We start from the raw sequence: 21126 nt of genomic DNA, 5'->3' as shown, positions 1-21126 counted from the left end.
TTCAACGCCCAGGCAGTGTCAGCCCGGTCCCCACAGGGCGGCATCCAGATCGTCCGCGCCGGCCACCGGCATGCCCTTGACCCGCCCCCGTTCGATCGCCACGCCCTCGGCGCGCAGCCGCTGGCTCTGTTCCTTCCAGCCGGCCGAGCCTTCCGGCATCGCGATGCGCCCGTCCGAGCGCAGCACGCGGTGCCATGGCAGTTCCGGGTCGTCATTCATGCCAAGCACGCGCGCGGTCAGCCGCGCCCTGCCCGGCAGCCCCGCCTTGGCGGCGACCTGGCCATAGCCCATCACCTGCCCGCGCGGGATCGCGCGGATCACCGCCAGGATGCGCGCACGCGCCTGTGCCGCCGGGTCATCGCCGATCGCGGCCGCGTTCAAGCGCGGACCCGGCTGACCAGCAGCACGCCGAGCAGGACCAGCGCCGTGCCGAGGATCTGCCACGGCCCCATGGGTTCGTCGAGCAGCCATAGACTCATCACGATGGTGGAGACTGGACCGAGCATACCCACCTGCGCGGCCAGCGACGAGCCGATCCGCTTCACCGCGAGCATGATCGCCATCACCGGCAGGACCGTGCACACCGTCGCATTGATCAGGGAGAGCCAGTACACCGGCACCGGTGCCTGACCCAGCGCCGACATCGGATGCAGCACCGCGAAGTGCAACACGCACAGCACGCAGGCCACGCAGCTGGCATAGGCGGTCAGCCGGATCGCACCGATCCGCGCCACCACCTGGCCACTGCCGAACAGATACAGCGCATAGCTCAGCGCACTGGCGAACACCAGCGCGCTGCCCAGCACGATGCGCCCGCCTTCCAGCTGCAGGTCATGGCCGAAGGCCAGCAGTACGCCGAGATAGCTGAGCACCAGTGCGGCGACCTGCCAGCGCCCGGGGCGTTTTTTCAGCAGCACCAGGCTGATCAGCAGGACCAGCGTCGGGTTCAAGTACAGGATCAGCCGTTCCAGGGTGACGCTGATGTACTGCAGGCCCTGGAAGTCCAACAGGCTGGACAGGTAATAGCCGGTGAAACCCAGCCACACCACCCGCCCGCGATCGCCCCATGACAGCGCCGGCGCGCGCCGCGCGGACCAGACGGCCAACAGGGCGAACAGCGGAAAGGCCATCAACATGCGCAGCGCCAGCAGCGTGGTGGCATCCACGCCATGCCGATACGCCAGCTTGACGATGACCGCCTTGCCCGAGGCGGCAATGGCGCCGATCGCGGCCAAGGCGATGCCGCCGGCGGCGATGCGGCTGGAGGACGTGGGCAGCGGGGAAACGGGTGAAGACATCAGGACGGCGGACAGCCGCACGGAGGCGGCTGGGCAGCGGGGGAACTGGAATTGTCGCATGCTCGACACCCACGGATACCAGGCGGGTGGAGCAGCCCCCTTGAGTCAAGGGGGCGCGCCGACAGGCGCGGGGATGTGGGTGATGGTGAGGCGGGGCCCAAGGTTTGCATCGCAAACCTTGGGAGCGATGCGCGAATGCGCGTTGCTACCGCATCAGTACGACTTCTTCGGCGGAGGTCGGATGGATCGCCACGGTGTCATCGAACTGGGCCTTGGTCACGCCCATCTTCACCGCCAGCGCGAACCCCTGCAGGATTTCATCCGCCGCCTCGCCGAGCAGGTGCACACCGACCACCCGCTCTTCTTCGCCGACGCAGACCAGTTTGAACAGGCTGCGCTGGGTGCCATCGGCCAGCGCCTGCAGCATCGGGCGGAAGTTGCTGCGGTACACGCGGACGTCGCCGTACCTCGCGCAGGCCTCTTCTTCGCTCAGCCCCACCGCGCCCAGCGCCGGGTGCGAGAACACCACGCTGGCCACGTTCTCATAGTCCATCTTCGCCTGCGGCTGGCCGCCGAACAGGCGGTCCATCAGCTTGCGCGCGGCGGCGATCGCCACCGGCGTCAGGCCCACCTTCCCGGCGATATCGCCCACGGCATGAATGCTCGGCACTGCGGTGGTCTGCCACTCGTCGACCTCCACCTCGCCCTTGTCACCCACCACCACGCCCACCGCTTCCAGCCCCAGATCGGCACTGTTGCCGCGTCGGCCGGTGGCGAAGAACAGCGCATCGAAGTGACCATCGGCGGGCCCATCATGGCCGAGCGCGACCACGGCGTCGCCGTCACGCTGCAGCTCGCGCAGGCGATAGCCGAAGTGGACCTGCACGCCCTGATGGCGCAGGTTTTCGGCAAGCTGCGCGGTGAGTTCCGCATCGAAACGCTCCAGCAGGCGCTCACCCCGTACCAGCAGGGTCACGCGGCTGCCCAGCGCCTGCAGCAGCCCGGCCAGTTCCACCGCGATGTAGCCGCCGCCGACGATCGCGACCCGCGCCGGCGCGCTGCACAGGTTGAAGAAATCATCGGAGACCAGCCCCAGTCCGGCACCGGGAATATCGGGGCGCTGCGGATGTGCGCCGGTCGCGATCAGCAGGTGCGCGGCACTGATGCGCACGCCATCGCTGCATTCCACCGTGTGCGCATCGACCAGCCGACCGCGGCGCGGCACGCGTACCACCTTGTTCTCATCCAGGCGCTTGAGATAGCTGGCATGGATGTTGGCGATGTAGGCCTGGCGATGCACCACCAGTTCCTTCCAGTCCAGCGACGGGCGCACCGGGACATCGAAGCCCATCGCCGCGGCCAGGCCGATCCGCCCGGACAGATCGGCGGCCAGCCACATCGCCTTCTTCGGCACGCAGCCGACGTTGACGCAGGTGCCGCCGAGTTCACCCGGCTCCAGCATCGCCACCCGCTGGCCGTGCTGCGCCGCGCGGAAGGCCGCGGCCAGGCCGCCGGAACCACCGCCCAGCACGATCAGGTCATAGTCGTATTGCGTCGTCATTGGCATCGCTCAACTCGGTAAGGGGCAGGATCGAACGCCGGCGTGCGGTCGTTGATCAGGTCTGCCATCAACGGGCCGGTGCCGACGCTCATGCGCATCTCCAGCATGCCACGACCGGCCGCGATCCAGACGTGAGGAGGCGTGCCGCCGCCGGGTCAGGCCCGACGCAGCGGCGGCCACTGCAGATAGGTCATCGCGCGCCAGATCCACTCCAACGGGCCGAAGCGGAAATACCGCAGCCACGCATGGCTGATGGCGACCTGCACCGCGAACAGTGCCAACGCGAACGGGATCTGCCACAGCCGCGGCATCGTCTCGAACGCGCCCAGTCCGTAGCCGTAGAACACCCAGGTGCAGACCAGCGACTGGCCGATGTAATGGGTCAGCGCCATCCGCCCCATCGGCGCCAGCACCTGCAGGCGCGCGCGCCAGTGCACGATCCAGGCCAGATACCCCAGGCACATCAGCAATCCGGCCAGCGCACTGATCGCATACGCGACGCCGCCGGCCAGATCGAGTGTGCCGGGCGCCTGGTAGGGGTGCCAGATCGCACTGCCCAGCATCAGGACCAGGCCGGTCGGCAGCGCAACCCAGCGCAGCCGTGCATACAGCCGCGCGAAACGCTCCGGCTCGGCCAGCGCGCCGCTACGCGCGAACCAGCTGCCGATCAGGAACATGCCCAGCACTTCCGGGCCGATGACGAAGATCCCGGACAACATCGCGCCCAGATCATGCAGGCGCTGACCCACGGCCTGCGCCCAGCTGCCATGCGCATAGGCCTGACGCTGCAGTTCGATCGTGTGTTCGGCGTGTGCGATGGCCTCGCGCAGCGGCGCCTGGGTATGCTCCATGCTGGCCATCCAACTCATCAAGGCGCCCAGCACCATCACCAGGGCGGCCGCACCCAGATAGCTGATCGCGCCCATTGCCGGCAGCCAGCTGCGCGGCGCCTCGCGGCAGGCCAGCAACAGCAGTGAGATCAGCGCATAGATGACCAGGATGTCGCCGGACCACACCAGCAGCGCGTGGCACAGGCCGATCAGCAGCAGCGTCGCACTGCGGCGCAGATAGAACGGCGCGAACGCGCGGCCGGCGAGGTCGGCGCGCTGCGCCATCACCGAGAAGCCCGCGCCGAACAGCAGCGAGAACAGGGTGAAGAACTTGCCTTGGACAAGCACGTAGATGGCCGCGTCGGCCCAGTAGTCGGCGCCCTGCCAATGCGGGTCGATGCCGGTGAACGACAGATCCAGCGGACTGCTGAACGCCTCCATGTTCATCAGCAGGATACCCAGCAGCGCGAACCCGCGCAGGATGTCGATGACGGCGATGCGCTCGTGGGCGCCCACCGGCTGCAAAGGTGAAGAAGCTGCGTTCACAGGCAATCCGCTGACCAGGTCCGCCATTATGCCGTGCGCGCGCGGGCCTGCCGCACAAACGAAAACGGCCCGCCGAAGCGGGCCGTTGGATCAACGAAGGGTCTCAGCACTCAGTGCTGGTGGCCGCCGTCGCCGTGCACGTGGCCGTGCTCGGTTTCTTCCTTGCTGGCTTCGCGGACGTCAACGATCTCGACGTTGAAGTGCAGGTCCTTGCCGGCCATCGGATGGTTGAGGTCGACGTCGACCACGCTCATGCCAACCTTCTCGACGGTGACCGCACGCGGGCCGAAGTTGGTCTGCAGCACGACCTGCTGGCCCGGGACCAGCTTGCTGGTGCCGAAGTGCTTCTTGGGCACGCGCTGGGTCAGGCCTTCGCGGCGCTCGCCGTAGGCGTCGGTCGCCTTGACGTCCACTTCGAAGGTGGCGCCGGCTTCCTTGTCCATCATGGCGTTTTCCAGGCCCGGGATGATGTTGCCGTGGCCGATCAGGATCGCCAGCGGATCACGGTCCTTGGAGCTCTCGATCGGCTCCTGGCCCTGCTCGGCGACGGTGTAATGGAAACGGACGACGCGGTCTTTTTCGATCTTCATGCGCAACTCTGGTCTGGAGACTGCCGAGGGCAGACGGGTGAGGCGGGTTGTGGCCTGCCGGATACGCCGCCATCATGACGGCCTTCTAAGGTCGCGCATTATCCGGACAACATGCACATGACGCCAGTTTCGCGCCTGACCCGCCTGCCCGGCCAGCTGGCCCTGCTGGCGATCATCGCCCTGCTGAGCGCCTGTGGCGGCGGCAAGACCACCCGCCCGGCCCCGCCGCCCGCCTCGACCCAGGTCTGGCCCAGCGTGGCCCCGAACGATCCGCAGGCCGCCAACTCAGTGCTGATGCGCGCGATCGGCCTGGTCGGCACGCCCTACCGCTACGGCGGCAACACCCCCGAATCCGGTTTCGACTGCAGCGGCCTGGTCGCGTACGTGTACCGCGAGATGCTCGACCTGCGCCTGCCGCGCACCTCGCGCGACCTGGCCGCCGTGCAGGGGCCGAAGATCGATCCCAAGCGACTGGCGCCCGGCGATCTGGTGTTTTTCGGCAACAAGGGCAACGTCTTCCATGTCGGCATCTATGTCGGGGAGGGCCGCTTCGTGCACGCCCCCAGCACCGGCGGCACGGTGCGGCTGGACTCGCTCGGCGGACCCTATTGGAAAGACCACTACACGGGAGCGAAACGCGTCCTTAACTAAGCTGAACAGGGGTAAGGTCCAAATTTGTGACAGAAGTCACGTAGTTGTAAACGAAAAATTAACGGAATTTGTACCTAATCACTGCGCTTACACGGCATCATCACCCATCGTTTTTATTCAGTGACCGCCGCGTGACGACAGACGACCTGACGTGCAAAGGCCAGACCGCCGCAATCCGGCGACGCGCCCGACCTGCTTTCCTCGCTGCAGCACTCTGTCTGGCCAGCCTTCCGGCCTGGGCGCAGTCCGCACCGACGACCGCTCCCGAGGTTGCTGCATCCCCCGTCTCTGTTACCCCCGATTCTTCCGCGCCGGCCAAGCCCAAGGCTGATGCGCCGGCCCGCAGCAAGGCCGATGCCGCTGCCAGCGCCACCCTCGCCGCCCTGCTTCCGCACCTGGCGGCCAACGACACCATCCCGCTCATGGACCGCTCGGCGATGTTCGCCGGCGATCTGAGCCGCCTGCTCGCCAATTACGACGCCAGCACCGGCGCCAATGCCGTGGTCGGCGGCGCTGCCGACAACGGCAAGGTCCAGTCCCTGCTGCGCCGCGCGATGACCCTGCTCGGCACGCCGTACCGCTGGGGCGGCACCTCGCCGGACAGCGGTTTCGACTGCAGTGGCCTGGTCGGCTATGTGTTCCGCACCGCGCTGGGCGTCGAGCTGCCGCGCGTTTCCCGCGAGATGGCCCACGACGGCGCCGCCGAGCTGATCAACGATCGCAACGCGCTGGCGGCTGGCGACCTGGTGTTCTTCGGCCGCAAGGGCCGGGTCGACCATGTCGGCATCTATGTCGGCGAAGGCCGCTTCCTGCATGCCCCGAGCACCGGCAAGGACGTCCGCGTCGACAGCCTGGTCAGCGGCTATTGGGGCGGCAAGTTCATGCAGGCCCGCCGCGTCGACCTCTGACGCGCCCTGCTGAACCGCCCGATCGAAGGCCGCTGCCCTGCAGCGGCCTTTTTCGTTGGGCGACCGGCACTGGCCGCTGACCGGCCCAACCCGCGTTCCCTTCTCTGTCACCGCCGTTTTTCCGGCCGGCGACGCGCCCGGCGCTTGCGCACCGTGGCGGGGGACGGACCCGGACGTGGGGCGGCACGTGCGTGGCAACCGATCAGGCAGCAGACACCGCCCGCGATCCTCGTCGACAAGGTGACGCATGGCGGCTGTCCCCGATTTTCCTGCCCGGTGTGTGATCTGGTTTGGGCACCCCCTCGCGCTTGAACGGGCGACCCTCGCTGCGGCCGGTTGGCAGGTCCGCGGCGTGGCCCCCGAACAGTGCGCCGGCATCGGCATGCGCGGCAGTGACCAGGTCGTGGGCCTGCTGGACCTGCGCACCGCGGTCCCGGCCAACCTGGCCCATCTCCAGCAATTGCTGGTCGACCACCGCCACATGAGCCTGCTGGCCCTGTTGCCGGCCGCGCCGCTGCGCGCCTCGCCGGTACTGGATGCGCTGCTCGCTGCCTGCGTGGATACCTACACCGCGCCGATCGACCTGCCGCGGGTCGTGCAGCGGCTGCAGCAACTGGCCGGCACCGAGCCGCTGCCCGCCACGCATGGCCCGCAGTCCCTGATCGGCGACAGCGCCGTGCTGCAGGTGACCCGCGCGGCGATCCGTAAGTACGCGCCGGTGGATCTGCCGGTGCTGATCACCGGCGAAACCGGCACCGGCAAGGAACTCGCCGCCCAGGCCCTGCATGCGCTGTCGGCACGCCACGCGCGCCCGTTCCTGGCGGTGAACTGCGGCGCCATTCCGGCCGCGCTGGTCCAGTCCGAGCTGTTCGGCCACGAGCGCGGCGCCTTCACCGGGGCGGCGACGCGACGCCTGGGGCTGTTCGAATCGGCCAGTGGCGGCACCGTGTTCCTCGACGAGATCGGCGACCTGCCGCTGGATGCGCAGACCAACCTGCTGCGCGTGCTGCAGGAGGGGACGGTCGAGCGTGTCGGCAGCAATCGGCCGCTGGAGGTGGACGTGCGCGTGCTCGCCGCCACCCACGTGGATCTCGAGAAGGCGGTCGAACAGGGCCACTTCCGTCGCGACCTGTTCTACCGGCTCAATGTGCTGCGCCTGCCCCTGCCGCCGCTGCGCGAGCGCGGCAGCGACATCGCGCTGCTGGCCCATCACTTCCTCGCCAGCTTCCGGCACCGGCACGTGACCCGTGCGCGCGGCTTCACCGCCGAGGCGATCCAGGCGCTGGAATGCTTCGCCTGGCCGGGCAATGTGCGCGAGCTGCTCAACCGGGTGCAGCGTGCGGCGATCGTCAGCGATACCGAGCTGATCAGCGCGGCGGACCTGGAGCTGAGCCAACCGCTGCTGCCCATCGCCGAACGTGGCCTGCAGGGGGCAAAGCAGGTCGCCGAACGCGAGACCCTGCTGCATGCGCTGCGCCAGAACGATTTCAACATCACCGCCTGCGCGCGCCACATGCAGGTCTCGCGGGTGACGGTCTACCGGCTGTGCCGCAAGCACCAGCTCGCGCTGCCCGGCCTGCGCTGACGCCGACCGTAAAGCGTGTGAGCGCACCCGCTCACAAGCTGTACGGCACCTTGAAGGCCAGGGTGAAGTCCGGTGCGTCGGGGGTCAGGCCGATGCCGAGCAGGCTCACCAGGGTGGTCTTCTGGTTGAGGGCATAGGTGATGCCCAGGTTGAGCGTGCCCGCGTTGGCATCGCTGCCGATCACCTTGAGCCACTGGCCGTTCTTGTAGCGCGTGGAGGCGCGCGCGCTCAGCTTGTCACTGAAGGAGATGCTCAGGCTGGTGCGCTCGTTGAACGCGAAGGCCACGCCGGCACCGAAGTAGTACGAGCCGCCGAGCTTCACGTCGCCCGGGTTGGTGGTGTCCGGATTGGCGTCGATGTCGTCGAAGCTGCGCGGGAAGGAATGGATGTAGCCGATGTTGGCGAACAGGATCGCCGGATCGGCGGTCTTCACCGCCGACAGGCCGACGTTGGCCTGCCACACCCCGTTGCCGGTGGGTTGCTGCTCGGGCACGGCGAAACGGATGAAATCATCGTCGTCGCGCTCGAGCACCTTCCAGTCCAGCCCATACGGCGCGCGCCCGGTCGGCGCGGTCGCGCCCACGGTCAGGACGGTTTCCGGCCACCGCCCACGTTCGGCGAACAGCCGGTAGTTGGCGCTCACGCCCACATCGCCGATGCCGTTGCCGGTGGTTTCTTCCTGCGCGATCGCCGCGGCCGAACCGCCGGCGCCGCCCTTCTGGAACACGGTCTTGCGGGCGAGATACGGAACGTCCAGGTTCAAGGTCAGGCGTGGGCTGACGCCCCAGCGCGCGGCCAGGTTGTAGGTCAGCGTGTCCGACTCGACATTCTCGATGGCGATGTTGCCCAGGAAGATCGCATCCAGCGCCAGGAAGCCGTTGAGGCTGAGCTGCTTGCGGTCATAGCGGGCGTAGGAGAGGCTGTTTTCCAGCGTGAAGCGGCGGCTGAAGAGCGCGGCCTGCTGCTGCTTGACGTCATCCACGCTGCGCCGCGATTCCTGCTTGGCCTGCTGCGCTTCGGCCGCCGAGCTGGCATAGCCGTCGGCGCTGGCCGGTGCCGCGGGCGTGCCGGCCGGCAGTGCCTGTTGGGGTGGAGGTGCGGCACCCGCGACCGGCGCGGTCTTGCCGGTCAGTCGTGCCTGCATGGCCTGCACCTGCATGTCCAGTTCGCGCAGGCGTCGTACTTCCTGCGCGTAGTTGGCCTTGAGGCTTTCCAGCTGCGCCATCAGCGCCTTGACGTCGGCCGCGTCATTCGGCGCAGGTTGCTGCGCCTGTGCGTGGGCGGACGCAGCCGCCATGAGTGCCAGCGCCGCCAGCGCCAGCGGTGTTGCGCGGATCATCGTGTGCATTGCCTTGGCCCACTGTTGTGTTGACGCTCCCCCTGCCGTGCCGCTGGATCACTGGCCCGGCCCCATGCCTACCCCGCGTACCAGCGTCATCGCCTGCGCCACGTTCTGGTTGAGCGGAACGTTATTGGCCAGCGACTGCCGCACGAGGTCGATCTGCAGCCGGTTGGTGACCGACTGTCCATCACTGCCCAGTGCGATGCTCTGGCCGACGCTGCCGTTGCGGATCCACTGCTGGACCGCACCAACACCCTCGATCTGCAGCTGCACCCTGGCCGTGTTGCCTTCCAGTTGTGCCAACGCACTGACACCGCCCTGCTGCACGCTGGCCAGGTGCGCGCCTTCGCCGGTGGGCGTGGGTGCGGTGCCTTCGCGTACGGTCAACTGGGTGGCGTTGCTGGCCAGGTTGCCGTCACCGGCGACCTGGATGCTCTGGCTCAGGCCGGCCACGTTCTGCAGGCCGCTGGACTCCACGCTGCGCCCGGGTGTCACCGGCAGCGGCGCATCGGCCGCGGTCACGCTCACGCTTGGTGCGAAGCTGATCTTCGGTGTGCTGCCGCCGTGGCTGAAGTCCATGCCCAGCTTCAGCGCGCTCTGCGCCGACTGCCCGCCGGCGGTCTGCCACTGCGAGACCATGGTGACGCCGAACCACGCCACGGTGTTGCCACCGACGGTGTAGCGGCCACGCATGAGGTTCAATTCCGGATCGGGGATCTCGCTCAATCCCTTGCCGGGCCGGCTGTCGTCGGCGTGCGCCGGCGCGATGCCCAGCAGGGCGAGCAATACGATGCCGGGCGTCCAGGTTGCGATGTTCATGGTGCCTCCTTAAAACAGATCGGCATGGGTGAATCCGAAGTCGACCAGTTCGGCATCGGTGATCGGTCCCTGCCTGGCGTACAGCGAACGGGCACTCGGCCGTTCACCGGGCTGCAGCAGTACCGTGTTGCGATCGAAGTCACTACCGATCACGACAAACACGGCGCGCGACGGCCACGCCTGGAGAAATTCGCTGACGGGAATGCTGCGATTGCCCAGGATCGGGTCGGCTACATCCACCACATCGCCACGGACCTGTTTGAGGACCACGAAATGGCGGAAGCCCCGCACATCCATCAGCACCAGCCCGGGCACGCGCAGTGAGCGCAGGCGCTCTTCGTTGACGCGGTAGCCGCGGCCGCGCATGCCCATCGATTCGACGTAACGCTTGATGTCCAGCAGCGAGAAACCGCGCTGGTGGACCAGTTGTGGATCCGAAACCCCCATCATCCCTTCGATCACCGTGCCCTCATCCGCCTCCAGGTGGTAGGCGTAGCGCAGGATCGTGGCCAGGGCAGCCGCGCCGCAGCTGTAATCGGTGTGTTGCCTCACCACGTTGCGGAAGCGCCGTTCCTGCATGCTTTCCACGCGCTGGGTGAGCACCGCCCCGTTGGGCAGCACGCCACTGAAGCCGACATCGCCGGCACGCACGAGACCCATCGGCATCATCAACATCGACAGTGCCCAGGCCAGTATCCAGGTGCGCATTCGGGTGGACATCGTGTACTCCGGCTCAGGAAGGAGCCCCTGCCCCAAGGGGGAGAAGGGACAGGGGCTCCCGGGGAGCCCGGTCATTGGCGGATGACCGGGTTTGTTGCGCTCAACGCGTACTGCTTGCGAAAACGGACAGACTTACTGTTCCGGACCGCCGCCACCGCCGCCGCCGGTGGAGGGCTGCGCAACTGCCAGGGCCAGACTGTTGGCCTGCAGGTTGCCGGTACCGGAGGCCACGTTCACCCCGATGTTGCCGGAGGCGCCGGAGAACGCACTGCCGGACAACGCCGCGGTGTTGGTCGCATCCACGTTCACCCAGCGGGTGGTGGACACGGTGCCGCTCAGGCTCGCGTAGAGGTCGGCCACCCCCAGTTCCACGAACTGGCTGGTGCCGCGCTCATCGGTGTCGAACGCAATGCCGCCCACGCCCGGACGATTCGGGTTGGCGGTGGCATTCTGGATATCGCTATCCATGTCGATATGACCGGTTTCGCTGCCGCTCGGATGGTCCAGCGCGCCGCTCCAGGTATCCAGGTAGTAGTTGTCTTTCTGGTAGGCACTACCCGAGCCGCTGTAACGGCCTGCACCCACGGCCAACGTCGCACCGGCAACGCGACCACTGAGGTTCACGTCCACGGTGTCGGTCATCGACTGCAGGTAGCCGGCGTTGCTGACGGTGTTGCCGGAGGACACCTGGTTGGAGCTGATGCTCGAGGTCGCATAGGCGCTGGTGGCCACCGACGCAGCGAGCGCATTCTTCTGCTCGTTGTTGTTGCCGGAGGCGACGTTGGCGCCGATGTTGCCGGACGCGCCGCTGAAGGCATTGCCACCCAGGCCTGCGGCGTTGGTCACGCCGGAGTTGAGGGTGGTGTTGCCACCGCCGAACTGGTTGACGAAGACTTCCGCATCGGCCATGCCGAAGCTGAAGGACGCGTCGGCCGCGGACAGCGAGGCGGCGTTGTCCTGCGCGTTGTTGTCACCGGCCGCGACGTTGAAGCCCAGGTTGCCGGAGGCATCGGCACCGACGTCGTCGGCGATCGAGGCGCTGTTGGTCACGAGGGTATTGCCCGCCAGGTTGTTGGTGATCGACTGGCGGTTGTCGATGATCGCGATGGCGGCCGAGTCGATATCGATCGAGCCGGTGATTTCCGGATCACCCGAGAAGCGGATGTCCGAGCTCAGGCGCAGGTCCTTTTCGATGTTGACGTCAACGCCGTGGTTGTTCTTTTCCTGGCGTTCGTCGGCCTGGATGTTGCTGGTCTTGTTGACGTTCTCGGTGACGTTGCGATTACTGGTCACGTCGCGGTTGCTGGTGACGTTGGTGTTGCTCGTCACGTTGTCGTTGATGGTGGTGTTGGTGGTGCTGTTGTTGTTGCGGGTGTTGTTCCAGGTCCGGTTCCAGGTACGCGAATCGGTATCCGTGTTGGTATTGGTTTCGGTGTTGGTATTCGTGCGCGTTTCAGCCACGTTGTGCAGGTGGTTGATGTTGGCGCTCTGGTTCTGGTTGTCGCGGTCATTGCCCCAGCCATTGGCGCCGGCGGAGGCGGATGCAGCGGCAACGGCGATGGCCAGTACGGTCCGTTTCATGTTGGTGTTCATGGTGCCCTCTCTCTCATCACAGACAATCGGGTGGATGTGACTACTCACGGGGTGGACTGCACCGAAATGCTCAGTTGGTTTGCGGTGGCGTTGCCGGATCCCGCGATCTGATTGAGTTGCAGGACGCCGTCGAATCCCTGCAGCGCGGAGGCTTCGACCGCCACCCTGCGAGTTCCGGCCGACCGACCGCTGTTGACGGCCCCCTGCCCCCCTGCTGACGCGAGCGCGCCCGACGCGGCCAAGGCCTCGTCGTTCGTTTCGCGTATGCCCTGTTGCGCCAGCGTGGCGGTGACGACGTTGAGCGTCGCGTTGCCGTTGCCGCTGGCCTGGTTGATCGATGCCACGCCTCGGGCGCCATTGAGTGCCTGGCCACCGAGCGTGGCGCTGGCGTCCATGGCGGTGTCGCTGAGGCTGACGTTGTTGGACTGCTGCTGGCGCGCGTCCACGGTGATGTGGGCGTTGCGGCCGTTGGCGATGCCCATCAGGTTGGCCTGCTGGTTGAGATCACCGGCGGCCATGTTGACGGTGATGGCGCCATCGGCGCCGGCCAGGGTGCGGCCGTCGATGCGGCTCTGGTTGAGGTAGGAGAGCATCGCGGCGTAGTCGTTGCTCTGCTGGGCGTGCGCGGCCAGCGGCGCGAGCAGCAGGCTGCTGAGCAGGCTGGTGCGCAGGATGGTGTTCATTTGCCCGGCCCACCGGCAGGCTGGCCCAGCGGGAACTGCGCGAGTGCGCCGCGGACCTGGTCGCCGATGCCGCGCGTGGCGTTGCCGACCGCGCCCATGGGCCCGCCGATGGTGTTGCTGAACTGGCCGCTGGAGAGCATGCCGCTGTCGGTGGCTTTGCCCAGGGTGCTGTTGACGGTGTGGCCGGTGACGCGTTCGATCGTGGTGGCCCCGCGGGGAATGCCGGCACCGGTATTGGAGCCGAGCGAGGCGTAGTCGTCGTCGCTGAGTTCGTCCATGCCGGTGGAGGTACCCAGGGCCTGGCCGACTTCGCGCCGCGGTGAGGGATCGGCGATGAGGGCCATGCCCGGCGGTGCGGGGCGGTAGGCGGGACGTGCGGAGACATCACGCAGGAGGACGATTTCGCCGGGCTGGGCTTTGACACCCTGGCGCGCGCCGGAGGCGTGGGCGGCGGCCGGCAGGATGAGTGCGGCGGCGAGCAGCCAGAATGTGGTGTGTCGTGTGCGGTATGCGGCAACGCTGTCCATGGCGACCTCCGATGACATGCGGAGGGATGGAGCAGCATTCGTGCCAAGTTCGGAACGCCCGTGTTTCCGGGGTTTCTGTGCGGTTCGGGTTATCCGCACGCAACATTGCTGTTACAGCGGCGTTGGCGTTCGAGCGAATGAATGGGTTGGTGCGGTGATCACGTGACGCTGACAGGTAGGCGCGGTGCGGCTGTATCACGAGTGTTACACCGGGTGATACAGGGGTTTACGGTGCGGATTCAGGGTGGTTGCCCAGCGCGCGCATCGCGTCACTACTCACTGGTGGGGCGGCCGGTGTGTCGAGCGCTGGGCCTCGCTGCGCTTGTCGGCGAATGTCCCCCGGTGCCGGCCTGCGGCCGTCCCCTCCTCCTTGATTTCGCCCACAAGCGCAGCGAGGCCCATCGTGTCCAGCCACTGGCGCCCCTCAGCAAGCATCGGTTTGCAGTACGCCCAGCACCGCGCACGAGCCCCGAAGTGGCCGGTAGGCTCCTGGGCAAAATCAAGGAGGAGGCCGTCGCCGCCAGGCGGCGGCCGGGGGACATTTGCCGAGGGGCCTGCCGGTCGCTTCGGGGCGTAACGCTCGCGGCGACCCCAAGCGGAAAAAAGACCGGCTCTCGCCGGTCTTTGGGTGCTGCGTTGGTGCCTGCGTCAGGACGTTCGTTCTTCGCCTTCATCGACGCCGAGGTTGGTCGATGGGTTGTCGTAGACCGCGCGGTCGAGCAGGCCGGTTTCCTTGGCGACGATGACCGGGACCAGCATCTGGCCGGTGACGTTCGTCATCGTGCGCATCATGTCGAGGATGCGATCGATGGCGTAGAGGTAGCCGATGGTTTCCAGCGGGAGGTTGGCGGCGCTGAGCACGACGGTCGCCATGACCACGGCGGTGCCGGGGACGCCGGCGGTGCCGAAGCTGCCCAGGACGGAAGCGATCAGCACGACGATGTACTGCTCGGGGGTCAGCGGGACGCCGGTGTACTGGGCGATGAAGACCGCGCACAGGGCGGGATAGATCGCGCCGCAGCCGTCCATCTTGATGCTGGCCCCCAAGGGAACGGCGAAGGAGGCGTAGTCCTTGTTGACGCCGAGGTTGTGGGTGATCGAGCGCATCGCCGCAGGCATCGCGGCGAAGCTGGAGGAGCTGACGAAGGCGACCTGCATGCCCGGTGCGGCGCCGCGGAAGAATTTCAGCGGGTTCAGGCCGTGCATGAGCAGCAGGCTGCCGTAGACCACCACGATGTGCACGGCGCAGGCGATGTACAGGGCGAGGACGAAGTTGCCGAGCGGCAGCAGTTTCTCGAAGCCGTAGCTGCCGACCAGGCCGGCGATCAGGCCGAAGGTGCCCAGCGGGGTGATCTCCAGCACGAAGCGGGTCACCTGGATCATGATCTCGCTCATCTGCCCGGTCAGCTTGCGGGCTTCGCTGACCTTGTCGCCCAGCTTGACCATGGCAAAGCCGAGCAGGCCGGCGAAGAAGATCACCGGCAGGATCGAGCCACGGCCGGCGGCGAGTACGGTTTCACCGGCGGCATTGATACGGGTGCCGATGCCGGTCAACGCGTAGAACACGTTGGAGGGCACCACATCCATCAGCACCTTGATCACGCTGGGCACTTCGCGCGGGGTGTAGCCGTGGTCCATGCTCAGGCTGAGCGCGCCGCTGCCGGGCTGCATGACGGTGCCGACGGCCAGGCCCACGCAGACCGCCAGCGCGGCGGTGATGATGAACCACAGGAAGGTGCGCCCGCCCAGGGCCGCCACGGACTTCTGCCCGTGCAGCGAGGAAATGGCGTTGATCACGGCGAAGAACACCAGCGGCACCGCGATCATCTTGATCAGGGTGACGTAGAGGTCGCCCAGCGGCCCGAACCAGGTTTCAGCGGCCGGCCCGAGCAGCCAGCCGGCCAGTGCGCCGAGGACGAAGCCGCCGAGGACCCGTTGCCAGAAGGGGATCCGCAACCAGGCAGAGACCAGCTTCATGCGCGTTCCAGAGGTAATTTGACAGCTAGGCACCTTAGCCCAAGCGGGGCCCCGGAACGAGGCGCGCAGGGAAAATCAGCGTGTCATCGGCGTGCCTTGCGGCGTTCTGCATAATGAACGCCCGTTTCACATGTGAGATTTGCCTGTCCATGTCCCGTTTCACGCCTCTGGTGGCCGCCGTCACCACCCTGCTGCTCGGCGCCTGCGCCAGTACCGCTCCCTCCTCCAGCGCCTCTGCCGGCGCGGTCCAGGTCGATGTGCCGGCCATTGCCCACCCCGCCGGGGAAACCCCTCAGTGGTGGTACCGCAGCGGCGCGGCACGCGCGGCCAGTACCGGGGCGATGGACGGCAAGGCGAGGAACGTCATCCTGTTCCTGGGGGATGGCATGAGCCTGACCACGGTGGCGGCGGCGCGCATCTTCGAAGGCCAGCGCAATGGGCACCCGGGCGAGGAAAACCTGCTGTCCTGGGAGCGCTTCCCGGCCACGGCGTTCAGCAAGACCTACAACACGGATTCGCAGACGCCGGATTCGGCGGGCACGATGACGGCGATCACCACCGGCGTGAAGACCCACATGGGCGCCATCGGCGTGAGCGCAGGCACCCGCAATGACTGCGCCGACAGCCTGGACAAGGGGCTGCTGACCTGGCTGCAGCTGGCCGACAGCGCCGGCATGGCGACCGGCATGGTCTCCACCGCGCGCCTGACCCATGCCACCCCGGCGGCGACCTATGCGCACTCGCCGGAGCGCAACTGGGAAAACGATACCGATGTGCCCGAAGCGGCCAAGGCCGCCGGCTGCCGCGACATCGCCCAGCAGCTGCTGTCGACCGCGCGCTTCGGGCGCGGCCCGCTGGTCGCCCTCGGCGGCGGCCGCGGCGAGTTCACCACCGTGGAAGAACGCGATCCGGAATACGACGACAAGGTCGGCCAGCGCCTGGACGGGCGCAGCCTGGTGACCGAGTGGCAGCAGGCCCACCCGCAGGGTGCGTATGTCTGGAACGCCACGCAGCTGCAGGCCGCCGCGAACGCACCGGCGATCCTCGGCCTGTTCGAGCCGGACCACATGCGTTACGAGGCCGAGCGCAAGGAGGATCCGGCCGGTGAGCCGAGCCTGGCCGAGCTGACCAAGGCGGCGATCGCCAACCTGTCGCGCCACCAGGAAGGCTATGTACTGATGGTGGAAGGCGCGCGCATCGACCACGCCAACCACAGCGGCAATGCCTACCGCGCCCTGACCGACACGGTGGCGCTGTCCGATGCGGTGCGTGCCGCGGTCGAGGCGACCTCGGACCAGGACACCCTGATCATCGTCACCGCCGACCACTCGCACACGCTGAACTTCGTCGGCTACCCGGCGCGTGGCAATCCGATCCTCGGCAAGGTGAAGGACAAGGGCGGCGAAGACGGCGCCGGCAAGCTGGAGCTGGCCCGCGATGGCCTGGGCCTGCCCTACACGACGCTGACCTACGCCAACGGCCCGGGTTACACCGGTGCCACCAACCAGCAGCCGGTCGGGCCGAAGCGATATCCGCACAACCCGAGCAGCTTCGATCCGACCACCGGCCGGCCTGACCTGACCGCAGTGGATACCGAGCATCCCGATTACATGCAGGAAGCGCTGGTGCCGGCCAAGAGCGAATCCCATGGCGGCGAAGACGTCGGCATCTGGGCACGTGGCCCGGGCAGCAAGGCGGTGCGCGGCACGATGGAGCAGAACGCGATCTACCACATGATCGTGCAGGCCACCCCGCGCCTGCGCCTGCGCCTGTGCGAGGCCGGCACCTGCGACGCCAAGGGCGTGCCGGTCGAGCTGCCCAAGCCGACCGCCTTCGAGCGCCAGGCAGGCGATACGAAGTAATGCGTCTGCCTCTCCGCAATGCAACGCACAGGGGCCGCCATGTGCGGCCCCTGCTGCTGGTGGCAGGGTTGCTTGCCTCGACCGTGGCCTGGGGCGCGGGCACGGACTGCGCCGCCCTGACCGAGGAGGACGGCCTGCAGCCGTTGGCCGGGTGCCAGTGGGCCGACGGGCGTCTTGCGCTCGCGCCCAAGGCGTTGGCCGCGCTGTCCTACGATCAGGACGGGTTGGCGGCGGTCCATGCCGGTGGTGGATTCCATTATGTCCGCGCCGATGGCCGGCAGCTGCCGGTGATCACCTTCGACAACGGCCCGGACTATGTGGTGGAAGGGTTGGTGCGCGGCCGCGTCGGCGCGCGCATCGGCTACTTCGATACCGAGCTGCGTCAGGCCTTCCCGGCCACGTTCGATTTCGGCTGGGCCTTCGAAGACGGCGTGGCCCGCGTCTGCGAGGGCTGCCGGAAGGGGGCGCCGGACGACCACGGCCATACCGCCATGGTCGGCGGCACCTGGTATCGCATCGACCGCCAGGGCCGCTCGGCAATGGACGCAGAGACGCCATGAAGGCTCCGCGTGGCATCGCCACCACGCAGCGCCGATACTGCCGGTCTGCCTGAGGCTGCTTTCCCCATGACTTCCCTGCTTCCGTCACCGCCCTCTGTCGTCCATCCGGTCCTGGTAGGCTTCAGCGGTGGGCTGGATTCCACCGTCCTGCTGCATTGGCTGGCCACCTCGCCGGCGCAACGCACGGCTGGCCTGCGCGCCGTACATATCCATCACGGCCTGCAGGCGCAGGCCGATGCCTGGACCGTGCACTGCACGCAGGTCTGCGCCCGCTGGAACATCCCGCTGCGGGTGATCCGCGTGCAGGTACCGCGCAACCGGGGACAGGGGCTGGAAGCGGCCGCGCGGCATGCGCGGCGCGAGGCCTTCGCGTCGCAGCTGCTGCCCGGCGAACACCTGGCGCTGGCCCATCATCGCGATGACCAGGCCGAGACCTTCCTGCTGCGGGCGCTGCGCGGCTCCGGCGTGGATGGATTGGCCTCCATGCAGGTGACCAGCGCGTTCGGCGCCGGCACCGTGTGGCGGCCCTTGCTGGAGGTTCCGCGCAGCAGCCTGCGCGCGCATGCGCAGGCCGAAGGGCTGGACTGGATCGAAGACCCCAGCAATGCCAGCGATGACGCCGACCGCAATTTCCTGCGCCTGCACGTGCTGCCCCAACTGCGCCAGCGCTGGCCGCAGGCGGACGCGGCCTTCGCGCGCAGCGCAGCGTTGTGCGCGCAATCCCAGCATCTGCTCGACAGCGCCGACCGCGACGCGCTGGAACGCTGCAGCGTGGGTCCCGGCGTGATCGACTGCACGCGCCTGATGCGGCAGCCGGTCGAACGGCGCGCGCGCCTGCTGCGGCACTGGGTGCGTGGCAGTGGCCTGCCGCCGCTGCCGGCCGCGGGCGTCGAGGCGGTCGAACGCGAGCTGCTGCCGGCCGCGTACCATGCCGATGCGCAGTTCGCCTGGCAGGGGGCACGCATCCGTCGCTGGCGCGGGCAACTGCACCTGCTCTCGGCCAGCCTGGCGCTGCCGGCCGACTGGAGCGTGCACTGGGATGGGCGCGCGCCGCTGGCCCTGCCCGATGGCGGTGAGCTGCGCCTGATCGGTGCAGTCGATGGCTTCGATACGCCGGTGCAGATCCGTGCGCGGCGCGGCGGCGAGCGCATCCAGCTGCCCGGGCGCGCGCATTCGCACGCCCTCAAGGACCTCCTGCAGCAGCAGGGCCTGCCGCCGTGGCAACGCCGCCAGCTGCCGTTGCTGTTCGATGAGGAAACCCTGCTGGCGGCCGGCGACCGCGTGATCGGTGCCGCCCTGCAGCCGTGGCTGCAGGCCCATCATGCGCAGTTGCAGTGGACGCCGGGGGCGGCCTGAATTGACCCCGCCGGGCCGGCGGCCCACACTTGGCGCATGGCAAAGAAGTCCCCCAATGAAACCTCCCCGGTCGCCCACTTCGAGCAGTCGCTGGAAGAGCTGGAGCAGCTGGTGGAGAAGATGGAAACCGGCGAAATGAGCCTGGAACAATCGCTCAGCGCCTACGAACGTGGTGTCGGTCTGTACCGCCAGTGCCAGCAGGCGCTGGAGCAGGCCGAACTGCGCGTGCGCCTGCTCAGCGATCCGGCCCAGCCCGACACCGCCGTCCCGTTCGACCCGCCCGGCCATGACGGTTGAGGCCACGTTCGCGCGTTGGCGCGACCGGATCGAACATCATCTAGACGCCAGCCTGCCCTCCCCGACCGATGCCCCGCGTGGCCTGCACCAGGCGATGCGCTATGCGGTGCTCGGTGGCGGCAAGCGCATGCGGCCGCTGCTGGTGTATGCCAGCGGCCGGATCTTCGGTGCGGATGAAAGCACGCTGGATGCCCCCGCGATGGCGGTGGAACTGATCCACGCCTATTCGCTGGTCCACGACGATCTGCCGGCGATGGACGACGACGCATTGCGTCGCGGCCGACCGACCACGCACATCGCTTTCGATGAAGCCACCGCGATCCTCGCCGGTGATGCATTGCAGACCCGTGCGTTCGGCCTGATCGCCGATGCGGCCCAGCCGGCCGCGCTGCGCGTGGCCTGCCTGCAGACCCTGGCGCACGCCTCCGGCGCGGCCGGCATGTGCGGCGGCCAGGCGCTGGATATCGATGCCACCGGCCATCAGCAGCCGTTGCAGGATCTGGAACGCATGCATGCGCTCAAGACCGGCGCGCTGATCCGCGCGGCGGTTCGCATGGGCGCGCTGTGTGGCGAGGCAGCTGACGCCGATCTGGCGACGCTGGATACCGTTGCCGCGTCGCTGGGCCTGGCCTTCCAGGTGCGTGACGACATCCTCGATGTCGAGGCCAGTTCCGAACAGCTGGGCAAGACCGCCGGCAAGGACGAGGCGCAGGCCAAGTCGACCTTCCCGGCGCTGCTGGGCATGGACGGTGCCAAGGCGCATCTGCGCACGCTGAGCGAGCAGATGTTCGATGGTCTGGCCGGGTATGGTGAGGCGGCCGATGCACTGCGTGCGCTGGCGAAACTGGCGGTCGAGCGGGATCATTGATCGATCGTGAGGGCAGCCACGCGTGGCGTGGCTCTACACGCCAGGACACACAAAAACGCCCGGGAATCCCGGGCGTTTTTCGTTCCAGCGCTGCGGATCGATTACTTGATCAGGCGCAGGGTGAACGGATAGCGGTAGTACTCACCGTTGTTGGCCTTCACTGCGGCGATGATGCAGAACACGAGGTTCAGCAGGCCGACCAGCGGGGCCAGCAGGCCGCCGATGATGACGATCATCAGCACGATGCAGATCAGCATCGCGATGGTGATGGTGATCTGGAAGTTGAGCGCTTCCTTGGCCTGGTCGATGACGAAGCCCTTGCTGCTGTCGTCCTTGTTGATCATCCAGATGATCAGCGGGCCGATGAACCAGGTGAAGATGCCCAGCAGGTGCGCCACCAGGGCCATGGTGCGCTGGTCGGCCGGGGCCGGGGCACCGACAGGCGGCGGGGTGGTGACGTTATCGAAATCGCTCACGTAAAACTCCTTGTTCGAGGTAATGGGTAGTGCACGCGGCAGGCTCCCCGCCTGCCAGGGCAGCCTCCATAGAATAC

General features: G+C 67.7%; 20 protein-coding genes and 1 pseudogene. 8 read left to right on the top strand and 13 right to left on the bottom strand.

What is annotated here, in order from left to right; genetic code table 11:
• Positions 1–18: 18 nt before the first annotated feature.
• From ABE473_RS15505 to ABE473_RS15485, 5 genes and pseudogenes are all read right to left on the bottom strand, one after another.
• Complete coding sequence (locus ABE473_RS15505) at positions 19–381, bottom strand: MGMT family protein (protein ID WP_346478744.1); 363 nt, start codon at positions 379–381, stop codon at positions 19–21.
• On the bottom strand, positions 378–1298 hold the full coding sequence (locus tag ABE473_RS15500; RefSeq protein ID WP_346490116.1) for a DMT family transporter: 921 nt from the start codon (positions 1296–1298) through the stop codon (positions 378–380). Before ABE473_RS15500 ends, ABE473_RS15505 begins: the two co-directional genes overlap by 4 nt.
• A 205-nt stretch (positions 1299–1503) precedes the next feature.
• On the bottom strand, positions 1504–2859 hold the full coding sequence (gorA, locus tag ABE473_RS15495) for a glutathione-disulfide reductase (RefSeq protein ID WP_179458317.1): 1356 nt from the start codon (positions 2857–2859) through the stop codon (positions 1504–1506).
• Positions 2856–4262, bottom strand: a pseudogene (locus ABE473_RS15490) (DUF418 domain-containing protein). Before ABE473_RS15490 ends, gorA begins: the two are co-directional and overlap by 4 nt.
• An 83-nt stretch (positions 4263–4345) precedes the next feature.
• Positions 4346–4825 carry a peptidylprolyl isomerase gene (locus ABE473_RS15485; RefSeq protein WP_346490115.1) on the bottom strand — a complete coding sequence of 160 codons (480 nt, stop codon included), beginning with the start codon at positions 4823–4825 and terminating at the stop codon, positions 4346–4348.
• A gap of 111 nt (positions 4826–4936) precedes the next feature.
• Between ABE473_RS15485 and ABE473_RS15480 the strand changes: the two genes are divergently transcribed.
• The 3 genes from ABE473_RS15480 (at position 4937) to ABE473_RS15470 (ending at position 7969) form a co-directional block, all read left to right on the top strand.
• Positions 4937–5476, top strand: a complete 540-nt coding sequence (locus tag ABE473_RS15480) for a C40 family peptidase (protein ID WP_346490114.1) — start codon at positions 4937–4939, stop codon at positions 5474–5476.
• 146 nt (positions 5477–5622) lie between these two features.
• Complete coding sequence (locus tag ABE473_RS15475; protein WP_346490124.1) at positions 5623–6384, top strand: C40 family peptidase; 762 nt, start codon at positions 5623–5625, stop codon at positions 6382–6384.
• A 247-nt stretch (positions 6385–6631) separates the two neighbouring features.
• A complete protein-coding gene (locus ABE473_RS15470) occupies positions 6632–7969 on the top strand; it encodes a sigma-54 dependent transcriptional regulator (RefSeq protein WP_346490113.1) in 1338 nt (445 codons plus the stop codon).
• A gap of 31 nt (positions 7970–8000) precedes the next feature.
• Here the strand turns inward: ABE473_RS15470 and ABE473_RS15465 are convergent, their stop codons facing one another.
• From ABE473_RS15465 to ABE473_RS15435, 7 genes are all read right to left on the bottom strand, one after another.
• Positions 8001–9317, bottom strand: a complete 1317-nt coding sequence (locus tag ABE473_RS15465) for a hypothetical protein (RefSeq protein ID WP_346490112.1) — start codon at positions 9315–9317, stop codon at positions 8001–8003.
• A 48-nt stretch (positions 9318–9365) separates the two neighbouring features.
• Positions 9366–10130 carry a hypothetical protein gene (locus ABE473_RS15460; RefSeq protein WP_346490111.1) on the bottom strand — a complete coding sequence of 255 codons (765 nt, stop codon included), beginning with the start codon at positions 10128–10130 and terminating at the stop codon, positions 9366–9368.
• Between the two features lie 9 nt (positions 10131–10139).
• Entirely contained in the window at positions 10140–10805 is a 666-nt protein-coding gene (locus ABE473_RS15455) for a C39 family peptidase (protein WP_346490123.1), read from the bottom strand.
• Between the two features lie 177 nt (positions 10806–10982).
• Positions 10983–12431 carry an adhesin gene (locus ABE473_RS15450; RefSeq protein WP_346490110.1) on the bottom strand — a complete coding sequence of 483 codons (1449 nt, stop codon included), beginning with the start codon at positions 12429–12431 and terminating at the stop codon, positions 10983–10985.
• Between the two features lie 56 nt (positions 12432–12487).
• Positions 12488–13126, bottom strand: coding sequence for a hypothetical protein (locus ABE473_RS15445; protein ID WP_346490109.1), 639 nt, complete (start codon positions 13124–13126; stop codon positions 12488–12490).
• Positions 13123–13653: a hypothetical protein gene (locus tag ABE473_RS15440; RefSeq protein WP_346490108.1), complete on the bottom strand. Its 531-nt coding sequence runs from the start codon at positions 13651–13653 to the stop codon at positions 13123–13125. The genes ABE473_RS15445 and ABE473_RS15440 overlap by 4 nt, the downstream gene beginning before the upstream one ends.
• A gap of 648 nt (positions 13654–14301) precedes the next feature.
• Positions 14302–15630 (bottom strand): dicarboxylate/amino acid:cation symporter, encoded by a 1329-nt coding sequence (locus ABE473_RS15435; RefSeq protein ID WP_346490107.1) that lies wholly within the window; start codon positions 15628–15630, stop codon positions 14302–14304.
• Between the two features lie 149 nt (positions 15631–15779).
• Between ABE473_RS15435 and ABE473_RS15430 the strand changes: the two genes are divergently transcribed.
• The 5 genes from ABE473_RS15430 (at position 15780) to ABE473_RS15410 (ending at position 20573) form a co-directional block, all read left to right on the top strand.
• The gene (locus ABE473_RS15430; RefSeq protein WP_346490106.1) at positions 15780–17492 is read left to right on the top strand and encodes an alkaline phosphatase; all 1713 of its coding nucleotides are present in this window, start codon (positions 15780–15782) and stop codon (positions 17490–17492) included.
• On the top strand, positions 17492–18052 hold the full coding sequence (locus ABE473_RS15425; RefSeq protein WP_346490105.1) for a WG repeat-containing protein: 561 nt from the start codon (positions 17492–17494) through the stop codon (positions 18050–18052). The genes ABE473_RS15430 and ABE473_RS15425 overlap by 1 nt, the downstream gene beginning before the upstream one ends.
• A 66-nt stretch (positions 18053–18118) precedes the next feature.
• The gene (gene tilS, locus ABE473_RS15420) at positions 18119–19408 is read left to right on the top strand and encodes a tRNA lysidine(34) synthetase TilS (protein ID WP_346490104.1); all 1290 of its coding nucleotides are present in this window, start codon (positions 18119–18121) and stop codon (positions 19406–19408) included.
• Positions 19409–19444: 36 nt separating this feature from the next.
• Complete coding sequence (locus ABE473_RS15415; protein ID WP_176989251.1) at positions 19445–19705, top strand: exodeoxyribonuclease VII small subunit; 261 nt, start codon at positions 19445–19447, stop codon at positions 19703–19705.
• A complete protein-coding gene (locus tag ABE473_RS15410; RefSeq protein ID WP_346490103.1) occupies positions 19695–20573 on the top strand; it encodes a farnesyl diphosphate synthase in 879 nt (292 codons plus the stop codon). The genes ABE473_RS15415 and ABE473_RS15410 overlap by 11 nt, the downstream gene beginning before the upstream one ends.
• A 101-nt stretch (positions 20574–20674) precedes the next feature.
• Here ABE473_RS15410 and ABE473_RS15405 read toward each other — a convergent pair whose 3' ends face one another.
• Positions 20675–21049 carry a DUF4870 domain-containing protein gene (locus tag ABE473_RS15405; RefSeq protein ID WP_346490102.1) on the bottom strand — a complete coding sequence of 125 codons (375 nt, stop codon included), beginning with the start codon at positions 21047–21049 and terminating at the stop codon, positions 20675–20677.
• Between the last annotated feature and the right edge of the window lie 77 nt (positions 21050–21126).

The organism is Stenotrophomonas sp. TWI700 (assembly GCF_039673645.1).
Lineage (GTDB): Bacteria > Pseudomonadota > Gammaproteobacteria > Xanthomonadales > Xanthomonadaceae > Stenotrophomonas > Stenotrophomonas maltophilia_AA.
Note: the sequence above shows the minus strand (reverse complement) of the source record. Positions and strands in the feature narration are given on the sequence as shown.

What these genes read in the sequence shown, in the direction of transcription:
- ABE473_RS15500 (WP_346490116.1), bottom strand. Translation starts at nt 1,298, where the DNA reads ATGTCTTCACCCGTTTCCCCGCTGCCCACGTCCTCCAGCCGCATCGCC.
- gorA (WP_179458317.1), bottom strand. Translation starts at nt 2,859, where the DNA reads ATGACGACGCAATACGACTATGACCTGATCGTGCTGGGCGGTGGTTCC.
- ABE473_RS15485 (WP_346490115.1), bottom strand. Translation starts at nt 4,825, where the DNA reads ATGAAGATCGAAAAAGACCGCGTCGTCCGTTTCCATTACACCGTCGCC.
- ABE473_RS15480 (WP_346490114.1), top strand. Translation starts at nt 4,937, where the DNA reads ATGCACATGACGCCAGTTTCGCGCCTGACCCGCCTGCCCGGCCAGCTG.
- ABE473_RS15470 (WP_346490113.1), top strand. Translation starts at nt 6,632, where the DNA reads ATGGCGGCTGTCCCCGATTTTCCTGCCCGGTGTGTGATCTGGTTTGGG.
- ABE473_RS15465 (WP_346490112.1), bottom strand. Translation starts at nt 9,317, where the DNA reads ATGCACACGATGATCCGCGCAACACCGCTGGCGCTGGCGGCGCTGGCA.
- ABE473_RS15460 (WP_346490111.1), bottom strand. Translation starts at nt 10,130, where the DNA reads ATGAACATCGCAACCTGGACGCCCGGCATCGTATTGCTCGCCCTGCTG.
- ABE473_RS15455 (WP_346490123.1), bottom strand. Translation starts at nt 10,805, where the DNA reads ATGTTGATGATGCCGATGGGTCTCGTGCGTGCCGGCGATGTCGGCTTC.
- ABE473_RS15450 (WP_346490110.1), bottom strand. Translation starts at nt 12,431, where the DNA reads ATGAAACGGACCGTACTGGCCATCGCCGTTGCCGCTGCATCCGCCTCC.
- ABE473_RS15445 (WP_346490109.1), bottom strand. Translation starts at nt 13,126, where the DNA reads ATGAACACCATCCTGCGCACCAGCCTGCTCAGCAGCCTGCTGCTCGCG.
- ABE473_RS15440 (WP_346490108.1), bottom strand. Translation starts at nt 13,653, where the DNA reads ATGGACAGCGTTGCCGCATACCGCACACGACACACCACATTCTGGCTG.
- ABE473_RS15435 (WP_346490107.1), bottom strand. Translation starts at nt 15,630, where the DNA reads ATGAAGCTGGTCTCTGCCTGGTTGCGGATCCCCTTCTGGCAACGGGTC.
- ABE473_RS15430 (WP_346490106.1), top strand. Translation starts at nt 15,780, where the DNA reads ATGTCCCGTTTCACGCCTCTGGTGGCCGCCGTCACCACCCTGCTGCTC.
- ABE473_RS15425 (WP_346490105.1), top strand. Translation starts at nt 17,492, where the DNA reads ATGCGTCTGCCTCTCCGCAATGCAACGCACAGGGGCCGCCATGTGCGG.
- tilS (WP_346490104.1), top strand. Translation starts at nt 18,119, where the DNA reads ATGACTTCCCTGCTTCCGTCACCGCCCTCTGTCGTCCATCCGGTCCTG.
- ABE473_RS15415 (WP_176989251.1), top strand. Translation starts at nt 19,445, where the DNA reads ATGGCAAAGAAGTCCCCCAATGAAACCTCCCCGGTCGCCCACTTCGAG.
- ABE473_RS15410 (WP_346490103.1), top strand. Translation starts at nt 19,695, where the DNA reads ATGACGGTTGAGGCCACGTTCGCGCGTTGGCGCGACCGGATCGAACAT.